The 21,969-nt window shown below is 60.5% G+C and carries 25 protein-coding genes; 11 read left to right on the top strand and 14 right to left on the bottom strand.

Annotation, left to right across the window (positions count from 1 at the left end):
- The first annotated feature begins 139 nt into the window (after positions 1-139).
- Entirely contained in the window at positions 140-1,396 is a 1,257-nt protein-coding gene (gene icd, locus GSM73_RS13580) for an NADP-dependent isocitrate dehydrogenase (protein ID WP_047227723.1), read from the top strand.
- 81 nt (positions 1,397-1,477) lie between these two features.
- Here the strand turns inward: icd and cspD are convergent, their stop codons facing one another.
- Positions 1,478-1,750, bottom strand: a complete 273-nt coding sequence (gene cspD, locus GSM73_RS13575; protein WP_047227722.1) for a cold shock domain-containing protein CspD — start codon at positions 1,748-1,750, stop codon at positions 1,478-1,480.
- A 227-nt stretch (positions 1,751-1,977) separates the two neighbouring features.
- Between cspD and clpS the strand changes: the two genes are divergently transcribed.
- Together clpS and clpA are read left to right on the top strand one after the other, a co-directional pair.
- Entirely contained in the window at positions 1,978-2,340 is a 363-nt protein-coding gene (gene clpS, locus GSM73_RS13570; protein WP_015094394.1) for an ATP-dependent Clp protease adapter ClpS, read from the top strand.
- Between the two features lie 29 nt (positions 2,341-2,369).
- A complete protein-coding gene (gene clpA, locus GSM73_RS13565) occupies positions 2,370-4,640 on the top strand; it encodes an ATP-dependent Clp protease ATP-binding subunit ClpA (RefSeq protein ID WP_047227721.1) in 2,271 nt (756 codons plus the stop codon).
- A 277-nt stretch (positions 4,641-4,917) separates the two neighbouring features.
- Here the strand turns inward: clpA and infA are convergent, their stop codons facing one another.
- The 4 genes from infA to trxB form a co-directional block, all read right to left on the bottom strand.
- The gene (gene infA, locus GSM73_RS13560; RefSeq protein ID WP_002553999.1) at positions 4,918-5,136 is read right to left on the bottom strand and encodes a translation initiation factor IF-1; all 219 of its coding nucleotides are present in this window, start codon (positions 5,134-5,136) and stop codon (positions 4,918-4,920) included.
- A 100-nt stretch (positions 5,137-5,236) separates the two neighbouring features.
- Complete coding sequence (locus GSM73_RS13555; RefSeq protein WP_047227720.1) at positions 5,237-5,944, bottom strand: arginyltransferase; 708 nt, start codon at positions 5,942-5,944, stop codon at positions 5,237-5,239.
- Positions 5,945-6,001: 57 nt separating this feature from the next.
- Positions 6,002-6,682, bottom strand: coding sequence for a leucyl/phenylalanyl-tRNA--protein transferase (aat, locus tag GSM73_RS13550; protein WP_047227754.1), 681 nt, complete (start codon positions 6,680-6,682; stop codon positions 6,002-6,004).
- A gap of 70 nt (positions 6,683-6,752) precedes the next feature.
- Positions 6,753-7,712: a thioredoxin-disulfide reductase gene (gene trxB / locus GSM73_RS13545; protein ID WP_160892937.1), complete on the bottom strand. Its 960-nt coding sequence runs from the start codon at positions 7,710-7,712 to the stop codon at positions 6,753-6,755.
- 318 nt (positions 7,713-8,030) lie between these two features.
- Between trxB and GSM73_RS13540 the strand changes: the two genes are divergently transcribed.
- The 6 genes from GSM73_RS13540 to cysG all read left to right on the top strand — a co-directional run bounded on the left by GSM73_RS13540 (position 8,031) and on the right by cysG (position 15,706).
- The gene (locus GSM73_RS13540; RefSeq protein ID WP_076385477.1) at positions 8,031-10,436 is read left to right on the top strand and encodes a DNA translocase FtsK; all 2,406 of its coding nucleotides are present in this window, start codon (positions 8,031-8,033) and stop codon (positions 10,434-10,436) included.
- Between the two features lie 58 nt (positions 10,437-10,494).
- Positions 10,495-11,118: an outer membrane lipoprotein chaperone LolA gene (gene lolA / locus GSM73_RS13535; RefSeq protein WP_047227717.1), complete on the top strand. Its 624-nt coding sequence runs from the start codon at positions 10,495-10,497 to the stop codon at positions 11,116-11,118.
- A gap of 200 nt (positions 11,119-11,318) precedes the next feature.
- Positions 11,319-12,644 (top strand): replication-associated recombination protein A, encoded by a 1,326-nt coding sequence (locus GSM73_RS13530; protein WP_107322301.1) that lies wholly within the window; start codon positions 11,319-11,321, stop codon positions 12,642-12,644.
- Positions 12,641-13,015: a fluoride efflux transporter CrcB gene (gene crcB, locus GSM73_RS13525; protein ID WP_047227715.1), complete on the top strand. Its 375-nt coding sequence runs from the start codon at positions 12,641-12,643 to the stop codon at positions 13,013-13,015. The genes GSM73_RS13530 and crcB overlap by 4 nt, the downstream gene beginning before the upstream one ends.
- A gap of 15 nt (positions 13,016-13,030) precedes the next feature.
- Positions 13,031-14,311 carry a serine--tRNA ligase gene (gene serS / locus GSM73_RS13520; RefSeq protein WP_047227714.1) on the top strand — a complete coding sequence of 427 codons (1,281 nt, stop codon included), beginning with the start codon at positions 13,031-13,033 and terminating at the stop codon, positions 14,309-14,311.
- A complete protein-coding gene (cysG, locus tag GSM73_RS13515; protein WP_160892935.1) occupies positions 14,312-15,706 on the top strand; it encodes a siroheme synthase CysG in 1,395 nt (464 codons plus the stop codon).
- Between the two features lie 139 nt (positions 15,707-15,845).
- Here the strand turns inward: cysG and GSM73_RS13510 are convergent, their stop codons facing one another.
- The 8 genes from GSM73_RS13510 to GSM73_RS13475 all read right to left on the bottom strand — a co-directional run bounded on the left by GSM73_RS13510 (position 15,846) and on the right by GSM73_RS13475 (position 20,006).
- Complete coding sequence (locus GSM73_RS13510; RefSeq protein WP_047227712.1) at positions 15,846-16,850, bottom strand: glutathione S-transferase family protein; 1,005 nt, start codon at positions 16,848-16,850, stop codon at positions 15,846-15,848.
- Positions 16,851-16,938: 88 nt separating this feature from the next.
- On the bottom strand, positions 16,939-17,940 hold the full coding sequence (locus GSM73_RS13505; protein ID WP_160892933.1) for a glycosyl transferase family protein: 1,002 nt from the start codon (positions 17,938-17,940) through the stop codon (positions 16,939-16,941).
- Positions 17,937-18,272: a TusE/DsrC/DsvC family sulfur relay protein gene (locus tag GSM73_RS13500; protein WP_047227710.1), complete on the bottom strand. Its 336-nt coding sequence runs from the start codon at positions 18,270-18,272 to the stop codon at positions 17,937-17,939. Before GSM73_RS13500 ends, GSM73_RS13505 begins: the two co-directional genes overlap by 4 nt.
- Entirely contained in the window at positions 18,269-18,562 is a 294-nt protein-coding gene (gene tusB, locus GSM73_RS13495; RefSeq protein ID WP_107322303.1) for a sulfurtransferase complex subunit TusB, read from the bottom strand. The genes GSM73_RS13500 and tusB overlap by 4 nt, the downstream gene beginning before the upstream one ends.
- Entirely contained in the window at positions 18,562-18,924 is a 363-nt protein-coding gene (gene tusC, locus GSM73_RS13490) for a sulfurtransferase complex subunit TusC (RefSeq protein ID WP_107322304.1), read from the bottom strand. The genes tusB and tusC overlap by 1 nt, the downstream gene beginning before the upstream one ends.
- Entirely contained in the window at positions 18,924-19,316 is a 393-nt protein-coding gene (gene tusD / locus GSM73_RS13485; protein WP_160892931.1) for a sulfurtransferase complex subunit TusD, read from the bottom strand. The genes tusC and tusD overlap by 1 nt, the downstream gene beginning before the upstream one ends.
- Positions 19,317-19,407: 91 nt before the next feature.
- Entirely contained in the window at positions 19,408-19,743 is a 336-nt protein-coding gene (locus tag GSM73_RS13480; RefSeq protein ID WP_076385463.1) for a DUF6388 family protein, read from the bottom strand.
- A 2-nt stretch (positions 19,744-19,745) separates the two neighbouring features.
- Positions 19,746-20,006, bottom strand: a complete 261-nt coding sequence (locus tag GSM73_RS13475; protein ID WP_047227706.1) for a hypothetical protein — start codon at positions 20,004-20,006, stop codon at positions 19,746-19,748.
- A gap of 142 nt (positions 20,007-20,148) precedes the next feature.
- Here GSM73_RS13475 and GSM73_RS13470 point away from each other — a divergent pair, with 142 nt between their 5' ends.
- On the top strand, positions 20,149-20,499 hold the full coding sequence (locus GSM73_RS13470; protein ID WP_047227705.1) for a hypothetical protein: 351 nt from the start codon (positions 20,149-20,151) through the stop codon (positions 20,497-20,499).
- A gap of 177 nt (positions 20,500-20,676) precedes the next feature.
- Here the strand turns inward: GSM73_RS13470 and GSM73_RS13465 are convergent, their stop codons facing one another.
- On the bottom strand, positions 20,677-21,111 hold the full coding sequence (locus tag GSM73_RS13465; RefSeq protein WP_076385461.1) for an N-acetyltransferase: 435 nt from the start codon (positions 21,109-21,111) through the stop codon (positions 20,677-20,679).
- A 201-nt stretch (positions 21,112-21,312) separates the two neighbouring features.
- Between GSM73_RS13465 and GSM73_RS13460 the strand changes: the two genes are divergently transcribed.
- The gene (locus tag GSM73_RS13460; RefSeq protein ID WP_076385459.1) at positions 21,313-21,846 is read left to right on the top strand and encodes a cysteine hydrolase family protein; all 534 of its coding nucleotides are present in this window, start codon (positions 21,313-21,315) and stop codon (positions 21,844-21,846) included.
- Positions 21,847-21,969: the final 123 nt, after the last annotated feature.

The following is a 21,969-nucleotide window of genomic DNA, read 5'->3' as shown; positions in this document are numbered from 1 at the left end:
TTTCCCTTGTTTTTCAGGGTTGTACACCGCGAACTGCAACGCTTTTCCCCGGATGAGCCTAACGTAGGGTTTGCGCGCCGATACAACTGGGGTACGCTCGAACGCAGCCAGATGTTCAATCCAAGCAATGGAGTTCAGCATGGGGTATCAAAAGATTCAGGTTCCAGCCGTCGGTGACAAAATCACCGTCAATGCAGACCATTCTCTTAATGTTCCCGACAACCCGATCATCCCCTTCATTGAAGGCGACGGCATTGGCGTCGATATCAGCCCGGTCATGATCAAGGTGGTGGACGCTGCGGTTCAGAAGGCCTATGGCGGCAAGCGCAAGATTTCCTGGATGGAAGTCTACGCCGGTGAGAAAGCAACTCAGGTTTACGACCAGGACACCTGGCTGCCCCAGGAAACCCTGGACGCGGTCAAAGACTACGTGGTTTCCATCAAGGGCCCGCTGACCACGCCGGTCGGTGGTGGTATTCGCTCGCTGAACGTCGCCCTGCGCCAGCAGCTCGACTTGTATGTATGCCTGCGTCCGGTGCGCTGGTTCGAAGGCGTGCCAAGCCCGGTCAAGAAGCCTGGCGACGTGGACATGACGATCTTCCGTGAGAACTCCGAAGACATCTACGCCGGTATCGAGTGGAAAGCCGGTTCGCCCGAAGCCACCAAGGTCATCAAGTTCCTGAAAGAAGAAATGGGCGTTACCAAGATCCGTTTCGACGAGAATTGCGGCATCGGCGTCAAGCCGGTTTCCAAGCAGGGCACTCAGCGTCTGGCCCGCAAGGCCTTGCAATATGTAGTGGATAACGATCGCGATTCGCTGACCATCGTGCATAAAGGCAACATCATGAAGTTCACCGAAGGTGCCTTCAAGGAGTGGGCCTACGAAGTGGCGGCCGAGGAATTCGGCGCGACCCTGCTCGACGGTGGGCCTTGGATGCAGTTCAAGAACCCGAGAACCGGCAAGAACGTCATCGTCAAGGACGCCATCGCCGATGCCATGCTCCAGCAAATCCTGCTGCGCCCGGCCGAATACGACGTGATCGCGACCCTGAACCTCAACGGCGACTACCTCTCCGACGCCTTGGCGGCGGAAGTGGGGGGCATTGGTATTGCGCCGGGCGCCAACCTGTCCGACACCGTGGCGATGTTCGAAGCCACCCACGGCACGGCACCCAAGTATGCCGGCAAGGACCAGGTCAACCCGGGTTCGCTGATCCTGTCGGCGGAAATGATGCTGCGACACATGGGGTGGACCGAAGCGGCCGACCTGATCATCAAGGGCACCAACGGCGCGATTTCCGCCAAGACCGTGACCTATGACTTCGAGCGCCTGATGGACGGCGCTACGCTGTTGTCTTCCTCGGCCTTCGGTGATGCACTGATCTCGCACATGTAAGCGGATCGGCAGTCAGCAAAACAATGCCCGGCTCGAGTGATCGAGTCGGGCATTGTTGTTGTCAGGGGAGGCTTGTGCCGATCAATGGGCTTCAGTGGTCATGGCATTGACGGGGGTAGCGCAAGAGGTATCTTCGACGGTGTCGGGTGCAATATTGACCGCGTGCAGGCCCTTGGGCCCCTGGATGACTTCGAACGTGACGCGTTGTCCGGCTCTCAGGGTTTTATAGCCATCCATCTGAATCGCCGAGTAATGGGCGAAAAGGTCTTCATCCCTGCCGTTTGCGATAATGAAACCGTAGCCCTTGGCATTGTTGAACCATTTGACTTTGCCACTCATCTTGACGACCGACATAGGCCATATCCCTCTGCAACACACTCCGTCAGTGGAGTATCATCCAATCCATCCGCAGGCTAATCTTGGAAAACAGGATCGATTCCACGGACCTTTTTAACCCACGATGGGCTCTATTGGTTGTAACACCGTTTTCCCGATAGTCAAGGTGACCCGGCGAACGTGGTTGAAATCGCCTACAAGCGCCCCCATCACTGTATTTGCCAACTAAACGAACCTTTCTTTCCATGCATGCAATCAGCCAGATTCGACTAACATTCAATCAGGATCGCCCGGATCTACATGACGACGATTCCGCAGGCATTGCTGTTCAGGAAGCAAAGCCTGCATTACAGGCGCCACCGATGTACAAGGTGGTTTTGTTCAACGATGACTACACACCGATGGATTTCGTCGTCGAAGTGCTCGAGGTGTTTTTTAACCTGAATCGCGAGCTGGCGACCAAGGTCATGCTGGCCGTCCATACAGAGGGACGGGCAGTATGTGGAGTGTTTACCCGCGACATCGCCGAGACGAAGGCCATGCAGGTCAACCAGTACGCCCGGGAAAGCCAGCATCCGCTACTCTGTGAAATCGAGAAGGACGGTTAACGCCGACCACTTGGGTATGAGGTGAAGCTATGTTAAACCGCGAGCTCGAAGTCACCCTCAATCTTGCCTTCAAGGAGGCTCGTTCGAAGCGTCATGAATTCATGACCGTCGAGCACCTGCTGCTGGCCCTATTGGATAACGAGGCTGCCGCCACCGTTTTGCGTGCCTGCGGCGCAAACCTCGATAAACTCAAGCATGATTTGCAGGAGTTCATCGACTCCACCACGCCATTGATCCCCGTTCATGACGAGGATCGCGAAACCCAGCCAACCCTGGGCTTCCAGCGTGTCCTGCAGCGTGCTGTCTTTCATGTACAGAGCTCGGGTAAGCGTGAAGTGACCGGCGCCAACGTGCTGGTCGCCATCTTCAGCGAACAGGAAAGCCAGGCGGTTTTCCTGCTCAAGCAGCAGAGTGTTGCGCGCATCGATGTCGTCAATTACATCGCCCATGGCATTTCCAAGGTACCTGGGCACGGCGATCACTCCGAAGGTGAACAGGATATGCAGGATGACGAGGGCGGTGAGTCTTCTTCTTCGGGCAATCCGCTGGACGCCTATGCCAGCAATCTGAATGAACTGGCGCGCCAGGGGCGTATCGATCCACTGGTCGGACGCGAGGCGGAAGTCGAGCGGGTCGCGCAGATCCTGGCCCGACGCCGCAAGAACAATCCGCTGCTGGTGGGCGAGGCGGGCGTGGGCAAGACTGCGATCGCCGAAGGCCTGGCCAAGCGCATCGTCGATAACCAGGTGCCGGACCTGCTCGCCAACAGTGTGGTGTATTCCCTCGATCTGGGGGCCTTGCTGGCGGGCACCAAGTACCGCGGTGATTTCGAGAAGCGCTTCAAGGCATTGCTGGGCGAGCTGAAAAAGCGTCCGCAGGCGATCCTGTTCATCGACGAAATCCACACCATCATTGGTGCCGGTGCCGCGTCCGGTGGTGTCATGGATGCCTCGAACCTGCTCAAGCCGCTGCTGTCTTCGGGTGATATCCGTTGCATCGGTTCGACCACGTTCCAGGAATTTCGCGGGATCTTCGAAAAAGACCGTGCCCTGGCCCGGCGTTTCCAGAAAGTCGATGTGTCGGAGCCTTCGGTGGAAGACACCATCGGTATCCTGCGTGGGCTGAAGGGGCGTTTCGAACTGCACCACAATATCGAATACAGCGATGAAGCCCTGCGCGCCGCTGCTGAGCTGGCCTCGCGCTATATCAATGACCGGCATATGCCGGACAAGGCCATTGATGTTATCGACGAGGCGGGTGCCTATCAGCGGCTTCAGCCAGTGGAGAAGCGCGTCAAGCGCATCGAAGTGCCACAGGTCGAAGACATCGTGGCGAAAATCGCGCGGATTCCGCCCAAGCACGTCACCAGTTCCGACAAGGAGCTGCTGCGTAATCTGGAGCGTGACCTGAAGCTGACCGTGTTCGGTCAGGATGCAGCCATCGATTCGCTGTCCACCGCCATCAAGTTGTCTCGCGCCGGACTCAAGTCGCCGGACAAACCAGTGGGTTCTTTCCTGTTCGCAGGTCCCACCGGTGTCGGCAAGACCGAGGCCGCACGGCAATTGGCCAAGGCGATGGGGATCGAGCTGGTTCGCTTCGACATGTCCGAGTACATGGAGCGTCACACCGTATCGCGTCTGATTGGTGCGCCTCCGGGATATGTCGGTTTCGACCAGGGCGGCCTGCTGACCGAGGCCATCACCAAGCAGCCGCATTGCGTGCTCTTGCTCGATGAAATCGAGAAGGCGCATCCGGAAGTCTTCAACCTGCTCCTGCAGGTCATGGATCACGGTACGCTGACCGACAACAATGGGCGCAAGGCGGATTTCCGCAATGTGATCATCATCATGACCACCAACGCCGGCGCCGAAACCGCGGCTCGCGCTTCGATCGGTTTCACCCATCAGGACCATTCGTCCGATGCGATGGAAGTGATCAAGAAGAGCTTCACGCCTGAATTCCGCAACCGCCTGGACACCATTATCCAGTTTGGTCGCCTCAGCCATGAGGTCATCAAGAGTGTGGTGGACAAGTTCCTTACCGAACTTCAGGCGCAGCTCGAAGACAAGCGTGTGCTGCTGGAAGTCACCGATGCGGCCCGCAGTTGGCTGGCGGCCGGTGGTTACGATGTGACGATGGGGGCACGGCCGATGGCTCGCCTGATCCAGGACAAGATCAAGCGTCCACTGGCGGAGGAGATCCTCTTTGGCGAACTGGCCGAACATGGCGGTGTGGTCCACATCGACATCAAGGACGGCGAGCTGACCTTCGACTTCGAAACCACGGCTGAAATGGCCTGATCGTTACACGCAGGAAAAGCAAAAGGCGCCGAAAGGCGCCTTTTTGCTGACTTCAGAAACACCTGGCCCCTCCGGGTCTGGATAACTGCAGGATTTGTATCCGCCACAAATTTCCTGTGGGAGCGAGCCTGCTCGCGAAAGCGGTGGGTCAGTTGGCTGTAATGTCGAATGCGCCGGCCTCATCGCGAGCAGGCTCGCTCCCACGGGGTTGTGAGGTGATTATTGGCGCGGACAAACAAAAACGCCCGGCATCAGCCGGGCGTTTTGTATTGACTTGTTAGCGAGCGCGGTAAGTGATGCGCCCTTTGCTCAAGTCATAGGGCGTCAGCTCGACGCGCACTTTGTCACCGGTAAGAATACGAATGTAGTTCTTGCGCATCTTGCCGGAGATGTGCGCGGTTACGACGTGCCCATTTTCCAACTCCACACGAAACATGGTGTTGGGCAGGGTGTCGACGACAGTGCCTTCCATTTCGAAGCTGTCTTCTTTCGACATGCAGTAAAGCCCTCGGTATCCAGTGAATGGCCCGGTGCAACTGCGCCAGGCAAAAGCGGCGTGCATTGTGCCCGAAAAAGGGGGTTTAAGCCAAGGGGTTCTAACTGAGGACGACCCATCTCTGGTTAATCAGCAATTCGATGGGGCGATATTGGGTCTTGTAATTCATTTTTTTGCAGTTTTTGATCCAGTAGCCCAAGTACACCGCTTCCAGCCCGAGGCGCCGGGCTTCGTTGATCTGCCAGAGGATGGCAAAACGCCCCAGACTGCGCCGTTCTTCGTCGGGCTCGTAGAAGGTGTACACCGCCGAAAGCCCGTTGGGCAGCAGGTCTGTGACGGCGATGGCCACCAGTCGCCCTTCGAGGCGGAACTCATAGAAGCGGGAAAAGGGCAGGTCGCGGACCAGAAAGGTCGAAAACTGATCACGACTGGGCGGGTACATGTCGCCGTCGGCGTGGCGCTGCTCGATGTAGCGCTGGTACAGATCGAAATACTCCTCGCTGAACTGCGGCTTGGCTGGCCGGACCTGCAGGTCGGCGTTGCGCTTGAAAATCCGCTTCTGCTGGCGATTGGGTACAAACTGAGCCACGGGAATGCGCGCCGGCACGCACGCATTGCAATGTTGGCAATGGGGCCGGTAGAGATGATCGCCGCTGCGACGGAAGCCCATCTCCGACAGATCTGCGTAGACATGCACATCCATGGGCTGGCTAGGGTCGAGGAACAGCGTCGTGGCCTGCTCCTCGGGCAGGTAACTGCAAGAGTGGGGTTGAGTGGCATAAAACTTCAAGCGCGCCAACTCGGTCATGATCAACCCTCGGGAGTAAGCTTTGGATTAAGTGTAAGCCAGGAGCGCCATTGTCGCTCAGCAAACCCAGGTTGCGTGGTTGGGCTGGTCCAGATGCGCCTTGAGGTAGCCGGCAAACTCAGCCCTTGGGATCGACCGGGCGCCGAGGCTGTGCAAGTGTTCGGTGGGCATTTGGCAGTCGATCAGCACGAAACCGGCCGCTTTGAGATGTTGGACCAGGGTGGCGAAGCCGAATTTCGAGGCGTTATCGGCCCGACTGAACATGGACTCGCCAAAAAACAGCTGCCCCATGGCCAGGCCATACAGGCCGCCCACCAATATACCCTGGTCCCATACCTCCACTGAATGGGCGAAACCGCGTCGATGCAGCTCCAGATAGGCGGTTTGCATGGCCTCGGTGATCCAGGTGCCGTCAGCATAGTCCCGGGGCGCGGCGCAGGCCTCGATGACAGCGGCAAAGTCCTTGTCGAACGTCACGGCATAGCGTTGCTTGCGCAGAAGCTTGCCCAGGCTGCGCGATACATGCAGTTCGTCGGGAAACAATACGGTGCGTGGATCCGGTGACCACCACAAGATCGGCTGGCCTTCGGAGAACCACGGGAAACAGCCGTGGCGATAGGCCCGGATCAGCCGATCGGCGGACAGGTCGCCACCGGCGGCCAGCAAGCCATTGGGGTCGCTCAAGGCTTTGGCCAGTGGCGGAAAATCGAACGTGTTGCGTTGTAGCCAAGTCAGCATGGTCATCCGGGCGCGCAGAAGGGGAGGGCGGGTCTTGTGCGCAGACAAGAGCCCGCCTAAAGGTTAACCGTCAAGCCACCGGAATGTCATCGAGATACTTCTCGGCGTCGAGTGCGGCCATGCAACCGGCGCCGGCCGATGTAATGGCCTGTCGATACACGTGATCGGCCACGTCGCCGGCGGCGAACACGCCTTCGATATCGGTTGCAGTGGCATTGCCCTCGCTGCCGCCGCGGACGATCAGGTAGCCGTCGCGCATTGTCAGTTGGCCCTGGAACAGCTCGGTGTTGGGTTGATGGCCGATAGCGATAAACACGCCGGCCAGGGACAAGGTGCTGGTCTGGCCGGTCTCACTTTGGCGCAGACGCGCGCCGGTGACGCCGCTTGCATCGCCCAGCACTTCATCCAGATTCTGCTTCCAGTGCAGCTTCACATTGCCGTTGCGGGCTTTTTCGAACAGCTTGTCCTGCAGTATTTTCTCTGCGCGCAGTTTGTCCCGGCGGTGAATCAGGTGTACCTCACGGGCGATGTTGGACAGGTACAAAGCCTCCTCAACCGCCGTATTACCACCGCCGACCACCGCCACTACCTGATTGCGGTAAAAGAATCCGTCGCAGGTTGCACAGGCGGAAACGCCCCTGCCGGCGAAGGTCTGCTCCGAGGCCAGGCCCAGGTATTGGGCTGAAGCGCCAGTGGCGATAATCAGCGCGTCGCAGGTGTAGGTGCCGCTGTCGCCGATGAGTTCGAAAGGGCGCTGTTGCAACTTGGCGGTGTGGATATGGTCGTAGACGATCTGCGTGTCGAAGCGCTCGGCGTGGCGTTGCATGCGTTCCATCAGCACCGGACCGGTCAAACCCTCGACATCGCCGGGCCAATTGTCGACTTCGACAGTGGTGGTGAGCTGGCCACCGGCCTGCTGGCCAGTAATGACAACGGGTTTGAGGTTGGCGCGGGCGGCATAGACAGCGGCGCTGTATCCCGCAGGGCCGGAACCGAGAATGATCAGGCGTGAATGCTTCACTTCGCTCATAAAAACACCTCATAAGCCTTTGTCACGAAAGAGAATGCATGCTCCAATTGACGCCAACACAGCTGGTTTTTGGCTATGCTGTAGCCCATCGTGCGGGCAATGCCTTGGGGCTGACAAACCCGTACAATGCTTGAGTTTTGAGCGCAGGAGAGGCAAAAGATCAAAATCTTCGGCAACACCTGCGGTTTTCTGGATGCACGTCACAGTGGTAAAAGTAGTACCGGTTGTGCACATTCACTTTTTTGCCTGCTCGTGATGAGCAGTTTTTTATAGTCATTCAACAGATGGACGCGCCTTTGGCGCAGGAAAAGAAGCGTTTTGAAGAAATCCACCGCAGCACCTAAAACAGTCGTTCCGCTCTGGCGCCAGCAATTGCACTACCGGCTCAAGGAAGGTGCGTTGATCGCCATCGGCGCCTTGTGCCTGTTCCTGATGATGGCCTTGCTGACCTATGGCAAGGACGATCCGGGCTGGAGCCACAACAGCAAGATCGACGATGTGCAGAATTTCGGCGGTCCGGCCGGTTCCTACAGCGCTGACATCCTGTTCATGGTGCTGGGCTATTTCGCCTACATCTTTCCGCTTTTGCTGGCGATCAAGGCCTATCAGATTTTCCGTCAACGCCACGAGCCCTGGCAGTGGAGTGGTTGGCTGTTTTCCTGGCGCCTGATCGGCCTGGTGTTCCTGGTGCTGTCGGGCGCTGCGCTGGCCCATATCCATTTTCACGCTCCCACCGGCCTGCCGGCCGGAGCGGGCGGTGCCCTGGGGGAAAGTCTTGGCGAGCTGGCCAAAAACGCCCTGAACATCCAGGGCAGCACGCTGCTGTTCATCGCCCTGTTCCTGTTCGGCCTGACGGTGTTCACCGATTTGTCATGGTTCAAGGTGATGGATGTCACCGGCAAGATCACCCTGGACCTGATCGAGCTGATCCAGGGAGCGATGAATCGCTGGTGGGCGGCGCGCACCGAGCGCAAGCAACTGGTGGCGCAACTGCGCGAGGTGGATGACCGCGTCCACGACGTGGTGGCCCCGACCGTCACGGACAAGCGTGAGCAGGCCAAGGTCAAGGAACGCCTGATCGAACGTGAACAGGCCCTGAGCAAGCACATGTCCGAGCGCGAGAAACAGGTGCCGCCGGTCATCACCATGGCTCCGGCCAAGGCGCCGGAGCAGAGCAAGCGCGTGCAGAAAGAGAAACAGGCGCCGCTGTTCGTTGACAGCGCGGTGGAAGGCACCTTGCCGCCGATCTCGATCCTGGATCCGGCCGAAAAGAAACAGCTCAACTATTCCCCCGAATCCCTGGCGGCCGTCGGTCACCTGCTGGAAATCAAGCTCAAGGAGTTCGGCGTCGAGGTCTCGGTGGATTCGATCCACCCGGGCCCGGTGATTACCCGTTACGAAATCCAGCCGGCCGCCGGCGTGAAGGTCAGCCGTATCGCCAACCTGGCCAAGGACCTGGCACGTTCTCTGGCCGTGACCAGCGTGCGGGTAGTGGAAGTGATTCCCGGCAAGACCACCGTGGGCATCGAGATTCCCAACGAAGACCGGCAGATCGTGCGCTTCTCCGAAGTGCTCTCCACCCCTGAATACGACAACCACAAGTCGCCGGTCACCCTCGCCCTGGGCCATGACATCGGCGGCAAGCCTGTCATCACTGACCTGGCGAAAATGCCGCACCTGCTGGTGGCCGGTACCACCGGTTCCGGTAAGTCGGTGGGTGTGAACGCGATGATCCTGTCGATCCTGTTCAAGTCCGGCCCGGAAGACGCCAAGCTGATCATGATCGACCCGAAAATGCTCGAGCTGTCGATCTATGAAGGCATTCCGCACCTGCTGTGCCCGGTGGTGACCGACATGAAGGACGCCGCCAACGCCCTGCGCTGGAGCGTTGCCGAGATGGAGCGTCGCTACAAGCTGATGGCGAAGATGGGCGTGCGGAACCTGTCGGGCTTCAATGCCAAGGTCAAGGAGGCCGAAGAGGCCGGTACGCCGTTGAGCGACCCGCTGTACCACCGCGAGAACATCCACGACGAAGCGCCGCTGCTGCACAAGCTGCCGACCATCGTGGTGGTGGTGGACGAATTCGCCGACATGATGATGATCGTCGGCAAAAAGGTCGAAGAACTGATCGCCCGGATCGCCCAGAAGGCCCGTGCCGCTGGTATCCACCTGATTCTCGCGACGCAGCGGCCGTCGGTGGACGTGATCACCGGCCTGATCAAGGCCAACATTCCGACCCGCATGGCGTTCCAGGTGTCGAGCAAGATCGACTCGCGGACCATCATCGACCAGGGTGGCGCCGAGCAGTTGCTGGGCCACGGTGACATGCTCTACATGCCGCCGGGCACCAGCCTGCCGATTCGTGTGCACGGTGCGTTCGTGTCCGACGATGAAGTGCACCGGGTCGTTGAAGCCTGGAAACTGCGTGGCGCCCCTGAATACAACGACGACATCCTCAATGGTGTCGAGGAGGCCGGCAGCGGCTTTGAGGGCAGCAGCGGTGGTGGCGATGACGATGCCGAAACCGATGCGCTCTATGACGAAGCGGTGCAGTTTGTCCTGGAAAGCCGCCGGGCCTCGATTTCCGCCGTTCAGCGCAAGCTCAAGATCGGCTACAACCGTGCCGCACGCATGATCGAGGCCATGGAAATGGCCGGGGTCGTGACGGCGATGAACACCAACGGTTCGCGCGAAGTACTGGCGCCGGGCCCGATGCGCGATTAATGACCTGAGCGGCCTGGCGACACGCCGCTCGACCTCCCACGACTTCAAGAGGACTCCCATGCGCCTGATTCGCATGTTGCTGTTGCCCGTACTGGCCCTGACCACCTTGTCGGCCCATGCCGATGAAAAGGACGTGGCCCGCCTGACCCAGTTGCTGGAACGTTCCCAGACCCTGACCGCTCGCTTCTCCCAACTGACCCTCGACGGCAGTGGTACCCAGTTGCAGGAAACCGCCGGTGAGATGGCCTTGCAGCGTCCGGGCCTGTTCTATTGGCACACCGATGCACCGGCTGAACAACTGATGGTTTCCGATGGCAAGAAAGTCTCGCTGTGGGACCCGGACCTGGAACAGGTCACCATCAAGACCCTGGATCAGCGCCTGACCCAGACGCCGGCGTTGCTGCTCTCCGGCGATGTTTCCAAGATCAGCCAGAGTTTCGACATCAGCTCCAAAGAGGCCGGTGGCGTGATTGACTTCACCCTCAAGCCCAAGACCCGGGACAGCCTGTTCGACAGCCTGCGCCTGTCCTTTCGCAACGGTCTGGTCAACGACATGCAACTGATCGACAGTGTCGGTCAGCGCACCAATATTCTGTTCACCGGGGTCAAGGCCAACGAGCCGATCGCTGCGTCCAAGTTCAAGTTCGACATCCCCAAGGGTGCGGACGTGATCCAGGAGTAAACATAAAGCCCCTGTCGGAAATGGCCTGTGGGAGCAAGGCTTGTGGGAGCAAGGCTTGCCCGCGATTGCATCGCCTCGGTCTACCAGACGCACCGAGGTGTCTGTATCGCGGGCAAGCCTTGCTCCCACAGATGCTCCCACAGATCTGCTCCGGTAGAGAGGATCGGCACCAGGACCCAGCGGAGGTTGCATAAGTAGTGATGGACCTGTTTCGAAGCGCCCCGATTGCCCAGCCATTGGCCGCCCGCCTGCGCGCGACCAACCTGGATGAGTACGTCGGCCAGGAACATGTGCTCGCCCGCGGCAAGCCTCTGCGCGAGGCCTTGGAGCAGGGTGTGTTGCACTCGATGATTTTCTGGGGCCCGCCGGGCGTGGGCAAGACCACTCTGGCGCGACTGCTGGCGGAAGTCTCGGACGCCCACTTCGAAACGGTTTCGGCGGTGCTGGCCGGGGTCAAGGAAATCCGCCAGGCGGTGGAAGTCGCCAAGCAGCAGGCCGGGCAATACGGCAAGCGCACCATCCTGTTTGTCGATGAAGTGCACCGTTTCAACAAGTCGCAGCAGGACGCGTTCCTGCCCTACGTCGAAGACGGGACGCTGATCTTCATTGGCGCGACCACCGAAAACCCTTCGTTCGAACTCAATAACGCCTTGCTGTCCCGGGCGCGGGTCTATGTGCTCAAGAGCCTCGACGAGGCGGCGATGCGCAAGCTGGTGCACCGGGCGCTGACCGAGGAACGCGGCCTGGGCAAGCGCCAGTTGAGCCTCAGTGACGAAGGCTTCCAGATCCTGTTTTCGGCCGCCGATGGCGATGGCCGGCGCTTGCTCAACCTGCTGGAAAACGCCTCGGACCTGGCCGAAGACAACAGCGAGATCGGCGTCGAACTGCTGCAAAGCTTGTTGGGCGACACCCGTAGACGCTTCGACAAGGGCGGTGAGGCGTTCTACGACCAGATTTCGGCGCTGCACAAATCCATACGCGGCTCCAACCCCGATGCGGCGCTGTACTGGTTCGCCAGAATGATCGACGGCGGTTGCGATCCGTTGTACCTGGCGCGCCGAGTGGTGCGCATGGCCAGCGAAGACATCGGCAATGCCGATCCCCGCGCCCTGAGCCTGTGCCTGGCGGCCTGGGATGTGCAAGAACGCCTCGGCAGCCCGGAAGGCGAACTCGCCGTAGCCCAGGCCATCACCTACCTGGCTTGCGCGCCAAAGAGCAATGCGGTGTACATGGGCTTCAAGGCCGCGATGCGCAGCGCCACCGAGCATGGCTCCCTGGAAGTGCCGCTGCACCTGCGCAACGCGCCGACCAAACTGATGAAGCAATTGGGCTATGGCGATGAATACCGTTACGCTCACGACGAACCGGACGCCTATGCCGCCGGTGAAGACTATTTTCCCGAAGAACTCGAACCCCAGCCGTTCTATCAGCCGGTGCCCCGTGGCCTTGAACTGAAGATCGGCGAGAAACTCAATCATTTGGCACAACTGGACCGTCTGAGTCCACGGCAGCGGAGAAAACCTTGATCCCCTTGATACTCGCAGTCTCCGCTGGTGGCGTTGCCGGCACGTTGTTGCGCTTTGCGACTGGCAATTGGGTCAACGCAAATTGGCCGCGGCACTTCTATACCGCCACGCTGGCCGTTAATATCGTGGGCTGTCTGCTGATCGGCGTTCTATACGGTCTGTTTTTGATTCGCCCCGAGGTGCCCATCGAGGTGCGCGCGGGGCTGTTGGTCGGCTTTCTTGGCGGCCTGACGACTTTTTCATCCTTTTCACTGGATACGGTGCGCCTGCTGGAAAGCGGGCAGGTGCCGCTGGCCCTGGGCTACGCGGCCATCAGCGTATTCGGCGGGCTGCTCGCCACCTGGGCTGGCCTGTCCCTGACCAAACTTTGATAACGAGAGACCGACATGCTCGATTCCAAACTGTTACGTAGCAACCTTCAGGACGTAGCGGACCGCCTGGCATCCCGTGGCTTCGCCCTGGACGTCGCGCGCATCGAAGCGCTGGAAGAACAGCGCAAGACCGTCCAGACCCGCACCGAAGCCCTGCAGGCTGAACGTAACGCGCGCTCCAAATCCATCGGTCAGGCCAAGCAGCGCGGCGAAGACATCGCACCGCTGATGGCCGATGTCGAGCGCATGGCGGGTGAGTTGAGTGCCGGCAAGGTCGAGCTGGACGCGATCCAGACCGAACTGGATTCGATCCTGCTGGGTATCCCCAACCTGCCGCATGAATCGGTCCCGGTCGGTGAAGATGAAGACGGCAACGTCGAAGTGCGCCGTTGGGGCACGCCCAAAGTCTTCGATTTCCCGGTGCAGGACCACGTCGCCCTGGGCGAGAAGTTCGGCTGGCTCGATTTCGAAACCGCCGCCAAGCTGTCGGGCGCCCGTTTTGCCTTGTTGCGCGGGCCGATTGCCCGTCTGCATCGCGCCCTGGCGCAGTTCATGATCAACCTGCACGTCACCGAGCACGGCTACGAAGAAGCCTACACGCCTTACCTGGTTCAGGCGCCAGCCTTGCAGGGCACTGGCCAGTTGCCGAAGTTCGAGGAAGACCTGTTCAAGATCAGCCGCGAAGGCGAGGCCGACCTGTACCTGATCCCTACCGCCGAAGTGTCGCTGACCAACATCGTCGCGGGCGAGATCGTCGACGCCAAGCAACTGCCCATCAAGTTCGTCGCCCACACACCGTGTTTCCGCAGTGAAGCCGGGGCGTCGGGCCGTGATACCCGGGGCATGATCCGTCAGCATCAGTTCGACAAGGTCGAGATGGTGCAGATCGTCGAGCCCTCGGTGTCCATGCAAGCGCTGGAAAGCCTGACCGCCAACGCCGAGAAAGTCTTGCAACTGCTGGAGCTGCCGTATCGGACCCTGGCGCTGTGCACTGGCGACATGGGCTTCAGTGCGGTGAAGACTTACGACCTGGAAGTCTGGATCCCGAGCCAGGACAAGTACCGCGAGATTTCTTCGTGCTCCAACTGTGGCGACTTCCAGGCCCGCCGCATGCAGGCGCGTTTCCGCAACCCGGAAACCGGCAAGCCGGAGCTGGTCCACACCCTCAATGGCTCCGGCCTGGCCGTGGGCCGCACCCTGGTGGCGGTCCTGGAAAACTACCAGCAGGCCGACGGTTCGATCCGTGTGCCCGAGGTGTTGAAGCCCTACATGGGCGGCATCGAGGTCATCGGCTAAATGGACTATTTGCCACTGTTCCACAACCTGCGCGGCAGTCGCGTGCTGGTGGTCGGCGGCGGCGAGATTGCCTTGCGCAAGTCTCGCCTGTTGGCCGATGCCGGCGCGTTGTTGCGGGTGGTCGCACCCGATATCGAACCGCAGTTGCGGGAACTGGTCAGTGGCAGCGGCGGTGAATGCATCCTGCGTGGCTACGTGGAAGCGGACCTGGACGGTTGCGGCCTGATCATTGCCGCCACCGACGACGAGCCACTTAACGCTCAGGTGTCGGCCGACGCCCACAAGCGTTGCGTGCCGGTCAACGTGGTGGACGCACCGGCCCTGTGCAGCGTGATCTTCCCGGCGATTGTCGACCGCTCGCCGCTGGTGATCGCGGTGTCCAGCGGCGGCGATGCGCCGGTGCTGGCGCGGTTGATCCGAGCCAAGCTGGAAACCTGGATTCCTTCGACCTATGGGCAACTGGCCGGGCTGGCGGCGCGTTTTCGCAGCCAGGTCAAAGGGCTGTTCCCGGATGTGCAGCAACGCCGCGCGTTCTGGGAAGAGGTGTTCCAGGGGCCGATCGCTGATCGACAGTTGGCCGGGCAGGGCGCCGAGGCCGAGCGCCTGTTGCGTGAAAAGATTGCAGGCCAGGCGCCGAATGCACCGGGTGAAGTCTATCTGGTGGGCGCTGGCCCTGGTGATCCGGACCTGCTGACCTTCCGTGCCTTGCGTCTGATGCAGCAGGCGGACGTGGTGCTTTACGACCGTCTGGTGGCTCCGGCGATCCTTGAGCTGTGCCGGCGTGACGCCGAGCGGATCTACGTCGGCAAGCGTCGCTCAGAGCACGCGGTGCCCCAGGAGCAGATCAACCAGCAATTGGTCGATCTGGCCCGGCAAGGCAAACGTGTGGTGCGATTGAAGGGCGGTGATCCGTTCATCTTTGGCCGTGGCGGTGAAGAAATCGAAGAACTGGCGGCCCATGGCATCCCGTTCCAGGTGGTTCCGGGCATCACCGCCGCCAGCGGCTGCGCGGCCTACGCCGGGATCCCGCTGACCCATCGCGATTATGCCCAGTCGGTGCGATTCATCACCGGTCATCTGAAGGACGGCACCAGTGACTTGCCGTGGGCGGACTTGGTGTCGCCGGCGCAGACGTTGGTGTTCTACATGGGGTTGGTGGGGCTGCCGATCATCTGCGACGAGTTGATCAAGCACGGTCGCGCGGCGGACACACCGGCGGCGCTGATCCAGCAAGGCACCACCTCCAACCAGAGGGTGTTCACCGGCACCCTGGCAGATTTGCCGAAAATGGTGGCCGAGCATGAGGTTCATGCACCGACCCTGGTGATCGTTGGGGAAGTGGTGCAACTGCGCGAGAAACTGGCGTGGTTTGAAGGGGCTCAGGGGCAGGTCTAGACAGACCGTGTCGCTCCAATCGCGAGCAGGCTCGCTCCCACCGTGATCGTGTACAACCGCAGATTCATGGTTGAACAACGATCACATATGGGAGCGAGCCTGCTCGCGATTGGCCTTCAGAATCAACAAAGATCCTGGATCAGTTCTCAACCCCCCGCCAAATCCCTTTCCCACTCAACCGCTCCCGATCATGGGCAACCCTGAAGTCCTGCTCCGGCCCCTTGGGCACGATTCCGTTGGGGTTGATGGTCTTGTGGCTGCCGTAGTAATGGCGCTGGATATGGGTGAAGTCCACAGTCTCGGCAATCCCCGGCCACTGGTACAACTCCCGCAACCAGTTCGACAGGTTCGGATAATCCGCAATGCGCCGCAGGTTGCATTTGAAATGGCCGAAATACACCGCGTCAAAGCGGATGATGGTGGTGAACAGGCGGATATCGGCTTCGGTCAGGTATTCACCGGCCAGGTAGCGTCGGGTTTGCAGCAATGCTTCCAAGCGGTCCAGCTCAGTGAACAAACCATCGAACGCTTCTTCGTAGGCCGCCTGAGTGGTGGCGAACCCGGCGCGGTACACGCCATTGTTCACTGCCGGATAAATGCGTTCGTTCAATGCATCGATATCGTTGCGCAGGTGCTCGGGGTAGAGGTCCAGGTCGTTTCCGGTCAAGCCGTCGAAGGCGCTGTTGAACATGCGGATGATTTCCGCTGATTCGTTGTTGACGATGCGTTGTTGCCGTTTGTCCCACAGCGCTGGCACGGTGACGCGACCGGTGTAGTGCGGCGTATCGGCGGTGTAGCGCTGGTGCAGGAAATCCAGGTGATCGAGTTTGTCGCCAGTGGAGCCATGGCGCTTGTCGAAGGTCCAGCCGTTTTCCAGCATCAGGTAGCTGACCACCGAGACATCGATCAGGTCTTGCAGGCCTTTGAGCTTGCGATAGATCAGCGTCCGGTGGGCCCAGGGGCAGGCCAGGGATACATACAAATGGTAGCGCCCGGACTCGGCGGCAAATCCGCTGTCGCCCGTGGGGCCGGCGCTGCCGTCGGCGGTGATCCAATGGCGGCGTTGCGCCTGTTCACGCTGGAAGGTGCCGTCTTTGCTTTCATACCACTGGTCCTGCCAGCGACCTTCGACTAACAAACCCATCTCGATCTCCTCTACCAATAAACGTTGGAGAGGAGTCTATTCCCATAGGTTCGAACAAAAAGCGCAAAGGTTGGGCGTTGATGATCGGTTAAATCGATCGATCCCGCGCGGCCCAGTATTGGCGGGCTTGCTCTAACGCGTCTTCCCGAGCCAGACCCAGGCCGCGCAAGGCCAGGGCCATGGTGGCGATCAGCGCCAGTTGCGGGTAGCTGTCTTCCACATCGCCTCGCCAGATGGCTTTGAGGTGCTCAGGGTCGAGGCTTTGCGGTTTGACGTGGCGCTGTTCGGCCAGTCGCGGCCATTCCTCATCCCAGCTCACACCGTCGCGGGTGCCATACAGGTGGCTGTCGGCGTCCGGGTTGATCTCGATCTCGCCACCGTCGCCCTTGATCACGATGGTGGTGTCTCCCAGCAAACCGCTGGCATCGCGGTGGACCGCCTGGTAGCCCGGATGGAAAATGCTTTGCAGCCCGCAACGGGCGCCCAGGGGGTTGAGGATCCGCGCCAGGGAATGGATCGGCGAACGCAAGCCCAGGGTGTTGCGCAGGTCGATCATCCGTTGCATCTGCGGTGCCCAGTCCACCAATGGCATGAAGGCCAGGCCACCGTCGTCCAGCGCTGCGCCAACTTGCTGCCAGTCGCGGCACAGAGGGATGTTCAGGAAGCCAAGCAGTTGCTCGGTGTAGAGCCGGCCCGCCGTATGCGCGCCGCCGCCATGCATGAAAATCCGCACACCGTTCTGCCCGAGGCATTTGGCCGCCAGCAGGTACCACGGTAAATGACGCTTCTTGCCGGCGTAGGTCGGCCAGTCCAGATCCACCGGCAACGCCGGGGTCTGCAGGCGCTCACGCAAGGCTTGGGTGAAACCGGCCATTTCTTCGGAGCTTTCTTCCTTGTGCCGCAATAGCATCAGGAAGGCGCCGAGTTGGGTGTCCTCAACCTGCTCGTCCAGCACCATGCCCATGGCTTGCCGCGCTTCTTCGCGGGTCAGGTCACGGGCGCCGCGCTTGCCTTTGCCGAGGATGCGCACGAATTGGGCGAACGGATGTTCGGCCGGGGTTTCAAGGGTCAGCGATGGGAAGTCGGTCATAAGCAGTTCGTCGGTTTGGGCAGGCCCGCCAGCTTGGCGGCGAGTTTGGCGGGGGTGCCTTTGAACAATCGGTTCAGGTGCAGGCTGTTGCCCTTGTCGGTGCCCAGTTTCAGCGCCGTGTACTTGATCAGCGGCCGGGTCGCGGGGGAGAGCTGGAATTCGTCGTAGAAGCCGCGCAGCAGTTCGAGGACTTCCCAGTGTTCGGGGCTCAACTGGATGTCTTCGGCGGCCGCCAGGGCTGTGGCGACTTCGGCCGACCAGTCATTGAGATCGGCCAGGTAGCCGTCCTTGTCCAGCGCAATGGCGCGTTGGCCCACGTTCAGCACGTTCATAACCAGGTGTTGACCTTGTCATGGTGGAGCGACAGCGCGACGAACGCCGGGTAGTCGATGGCCTCGGCCCATTGCGGAATGTCCAGGGCCCGGGCTTGTGCGTCTTCGCCAAGCACGAAAAGCTTCAGGCCTCTGCGCTGCAGTTCTGCAAACGGCACCGTGGCGGCTCGCAAGGCGTATGTCGCGTCGCCGCACAGCAGCAGTGCGTCCTGCTCGCCCAGTACCCGCAGGCAACTGGCGAAGCGGCTATCGCCGAAGGGGGAATGAGACAACACATGCAAAGTCGACATCAGAGGGTGATCACCTGGTCATAACGATCAATGAGCTCGGCGATCTGCGGCGCGCTGAGTATTTTCAGCTCGTCCAGCGCCAGGGCAGCGGTTGCGACGCCACGTTCGGCGGCACTGTCGGCGCAGACGTAGAGGTCCTCGACGCCAAACATGGGCAACGCCTGCAAGTTCGCGCTCAGGTCCTTTTGCTGGAGCGCCTTGGCGTTCTGGCCGTTGGCGAGCTGAAAGACGCCGTCGTCGAGGAACAGCAGGCCGATGGGCAGGTCGAACGCGCCGCCGGCCAGCACGATGTCCAGTGCTTCCCGGGCCCCGGGGCCCGACCAGGGAGCCTGGCGGCTGATGAGTAACAAGGATTTGGCCATTACGCGCCTCCGAAACAGATCAAGCGGTCGGCGTCCTGGATCGCATCGTGCAACTGGCCCAGGCCGGACAAGGCCCAAGGGGCGACGACGCTGACCGCCGAACGTTGGTAGCGCTGGGCCTCTTCATCGTTCAGCACGCCACGGCGCAACGCCGCTGCGATGCAAACCACGCCGTCGAGCTGGTTGTCGCTGACAAAGGCGCGCCACTGTCGGGGCAGATCCTGTTCATCCTGGGGCGTTACGAGACTGTCGGCAGCGTTAAAGACGCCATCCTGATAGAAGAACAGTCGCACGATTTCATGCCCACCGGCCAGCGCGGCCTGGGCAAACAACAGGGCGCGGCGCGAGGAGGGCGCATGGGCGGCGGAAAACAACGCGATGGCAAACTTCATGACAGACCCGATCAGCAAAACTGCGGCCATGATAAAGCTTTATGGACGGGGGGGCGATTGCCAGGAAAGGGGCGAGCGCCACAGGAAGTACTCAGCCTTGGTTTTTGAGACCATTCAACTCGCAATACTCCGCCCACTCCATCCCCGCCATCTGCGCCACCTCCTTGTGGACTTCCATGCGCTGGTTTTCGTAGTCCTGAGGCGAGGTGGCGGTCAGTTGCAGGGTCAGTTCCCAAGCGAACAGGCCCTGGTGCTCAGCCTCGGCTTCGAATGCTTCATGCAAGCGCTCGGCGCGATACTGCGCGGCGGTCTCGCCCTTGGCCTGGGCCAACAGCGGGTTGAGGTTGTCCAGCTCGACGCGCAGGTCGGGGCGTGCATCGAGAAATTTTTCCAGCGCTCGTTCATGTTGCTGTTCGGTTGCCGCCATGGTCACTCCTTGGGTGCCGGGGGTTGTTTCTTGCTGGCCTTGGCCGCAGCGGCCAGGCATTCGAGGGCGAACTGTTCGGTGTAGGTCATCTGTATCGGCGTGGTTTCGCCCTTGACGGTGCGTTCGCCGTCGAGGATGTAGCGAATCCGCTTGTCGGTGACACCGATTCGCTTGGCGATCCAGGCCGGGGTCTGGCCGATCTGGCTGATCAGTTTGTCAGCGTATTCGGTGCTGGGTTTGTAGAACTCGGCATTGGGTGTCATGGGCTGTTCCGCGCGGGCAAGTGGCAATGGCGCGACAGGTTGCGCGAATCATCGCCCGGTGTCGCGTATAAATTTCAGTAAAGCAGCATGAAGGCCCAGGCCGCAGTGCTACAGTCGGTTTTTTTCTCTATGAGTGAACGCAATGCGAATGCTGATGGTGGCCGTGGCCGCAACGTTGCTGGTTGGCTGCGCGGGTTCGGCGATGAACCAGGCCCGTACTCAAGCACCCTATAAGACATTGACTTCGGACAAACCGCAGCAGGTGGTGGCCGAGTGTGTGCAGTTTTCCTGGCAGGACGAAGCTGTGTTTGGCGTCGATGCCGGTGCCTATCTGCAACCCGGCAAGACGGGTGGCATGACCGTGTACACCCGCTCGGCCGAGTCGTTTGTGGATCTGCAAACCAGCGCTTCCGGCACGGCGCTGAACTACTACGCCCGGCATGACGACTTTGTTGCCAAGCGTCGGTTGGCGGCGTTGGCGACTTGTCTGTAGACCACTTGCACTGCTATCGCGAGCAGGCTCGCTCCCACAGGTTTTTGTGTCGTTTGCAGATCCTGTGAACACTCGCAACCCATATGGGAGCGAGCTTGCTCGCGATGAGGCCGGCACAGCCCACATCACCGCAGTTGACCCACCGCTATCGCGAGTAAGTCCACAAGAGCCTGTATTTCACTCGGTCTGGCTCAGGCGCTTCTGGAAGAAGAAGCGCTGGTGGCCCGGCGGGTAATCGTCGATCTGGCCGATTTCCGTGAAGCCCAGTTGCCTGTAGAACGCGGGCGCCTGGAAGTCGAAGGTGTCCAGCCACATGCCCACGCAGTTTTTCTCTCGGGCAAAGTCTTCGGCCATCTGCATCAACGTCGAACCGGTGCCCTGGCCACGGGCCTGTTCCGGCACCACCAGCAACTCGATATAAAACCATTGAAAGAACACTCGACCGTAGAGCCCGCCCACGGTTTCGCCGCTGTGTTCGTCGCGCACCAGCCAGGCGACCAACTCAGGCACCGTCCCGCCGGTCTTGGCCGTGTTGTAGGCGCGCAGCGGGACGAGGATCGCCTCGCGGTCTTCTGCGGTGGGGGTGTCCGTACGTTCGATTCGTAGCGTCATCGGCAATGTCCTTGTGCGGTGAGGGATGAGCCGCACGAGCCTATCCCAAACCTGGCTTTTGCGTCACCCAAGCGACGGCGAACAGGCGTACTACGCAAACCGGGCCATACTGCCTAGTGTTTTGAAGCGATCCGCGACAGGGAATGATCGCCAGGTTGTTAATCTGTTGTCGGGATCCAACACGTTTTGAAGAGGAACGTCATGAACACCGCATTGCTGATCATCGATGTCCAGAGCGCGCTGTGCAGCGGCCAAGAGGAGTGTTTCGACAGCCCACGCATGATCCGGACAATCAACGAGCTCAGCGCCAGGGCCAGGGCCGTCGGCTTGCCGGTGATCCTGATCCAGCACGAAGAGCTGGAGGGGTCGCTGACTTATGGTTCCAGCGCCTGGCAACTGGCCGATGGCCTGTTGACCGCACCGGATGACCTGCGAGTACGCAAGACCACGCCGGACGCCTTCTACCAGACCGACCTGCTGTCGCTGCTGCAAGCGCGGATGATTGATCGCGTGGTGATCTGCGGGTTGCAAACCGACTATTGCGTCAACGCCACCGTACGCCAGGCCCATGCCCTGGGTTATGACGTGGTGCTGGCCGCGGACGCCCATTCCACCGTGGACAACGGCAGCATGGCGGCCGAGCAGATCATTGCCAATCACAACAACCGGCTGGGACGCCTGAGCAGCGCGGTGTCGCGGATCGATGTGCTGCCGGCGGGGGAAATCCGTCTCTGATCGCGACACCCAAACCTGTGGCGAGGGAAACCGGACGATGGCATCGGATGCGTTGATCAGCGCCGCAGCACGAGCACTGGCGGCGGGGGATCCGGTGGCCGCGCTCAATCGCGTTTCCCTGCG

This window comes from Pseudomonas sp. PICF6 (assembly GCF_009831705.1).
Classification (GTDB): domain Bacteria; phylum Pseudomonadota; class Gammaproteobacteria; order Pseudomonadales; family Pseudomonadaceae; genus Aquipseudomonas; species Aquipseudomonas rhizophila.
The sequence above is the reverse complement of the archived record's forward strand: the minus strand, read 5'-3'. Positions and strand labels throughout refer to the sequence as shown.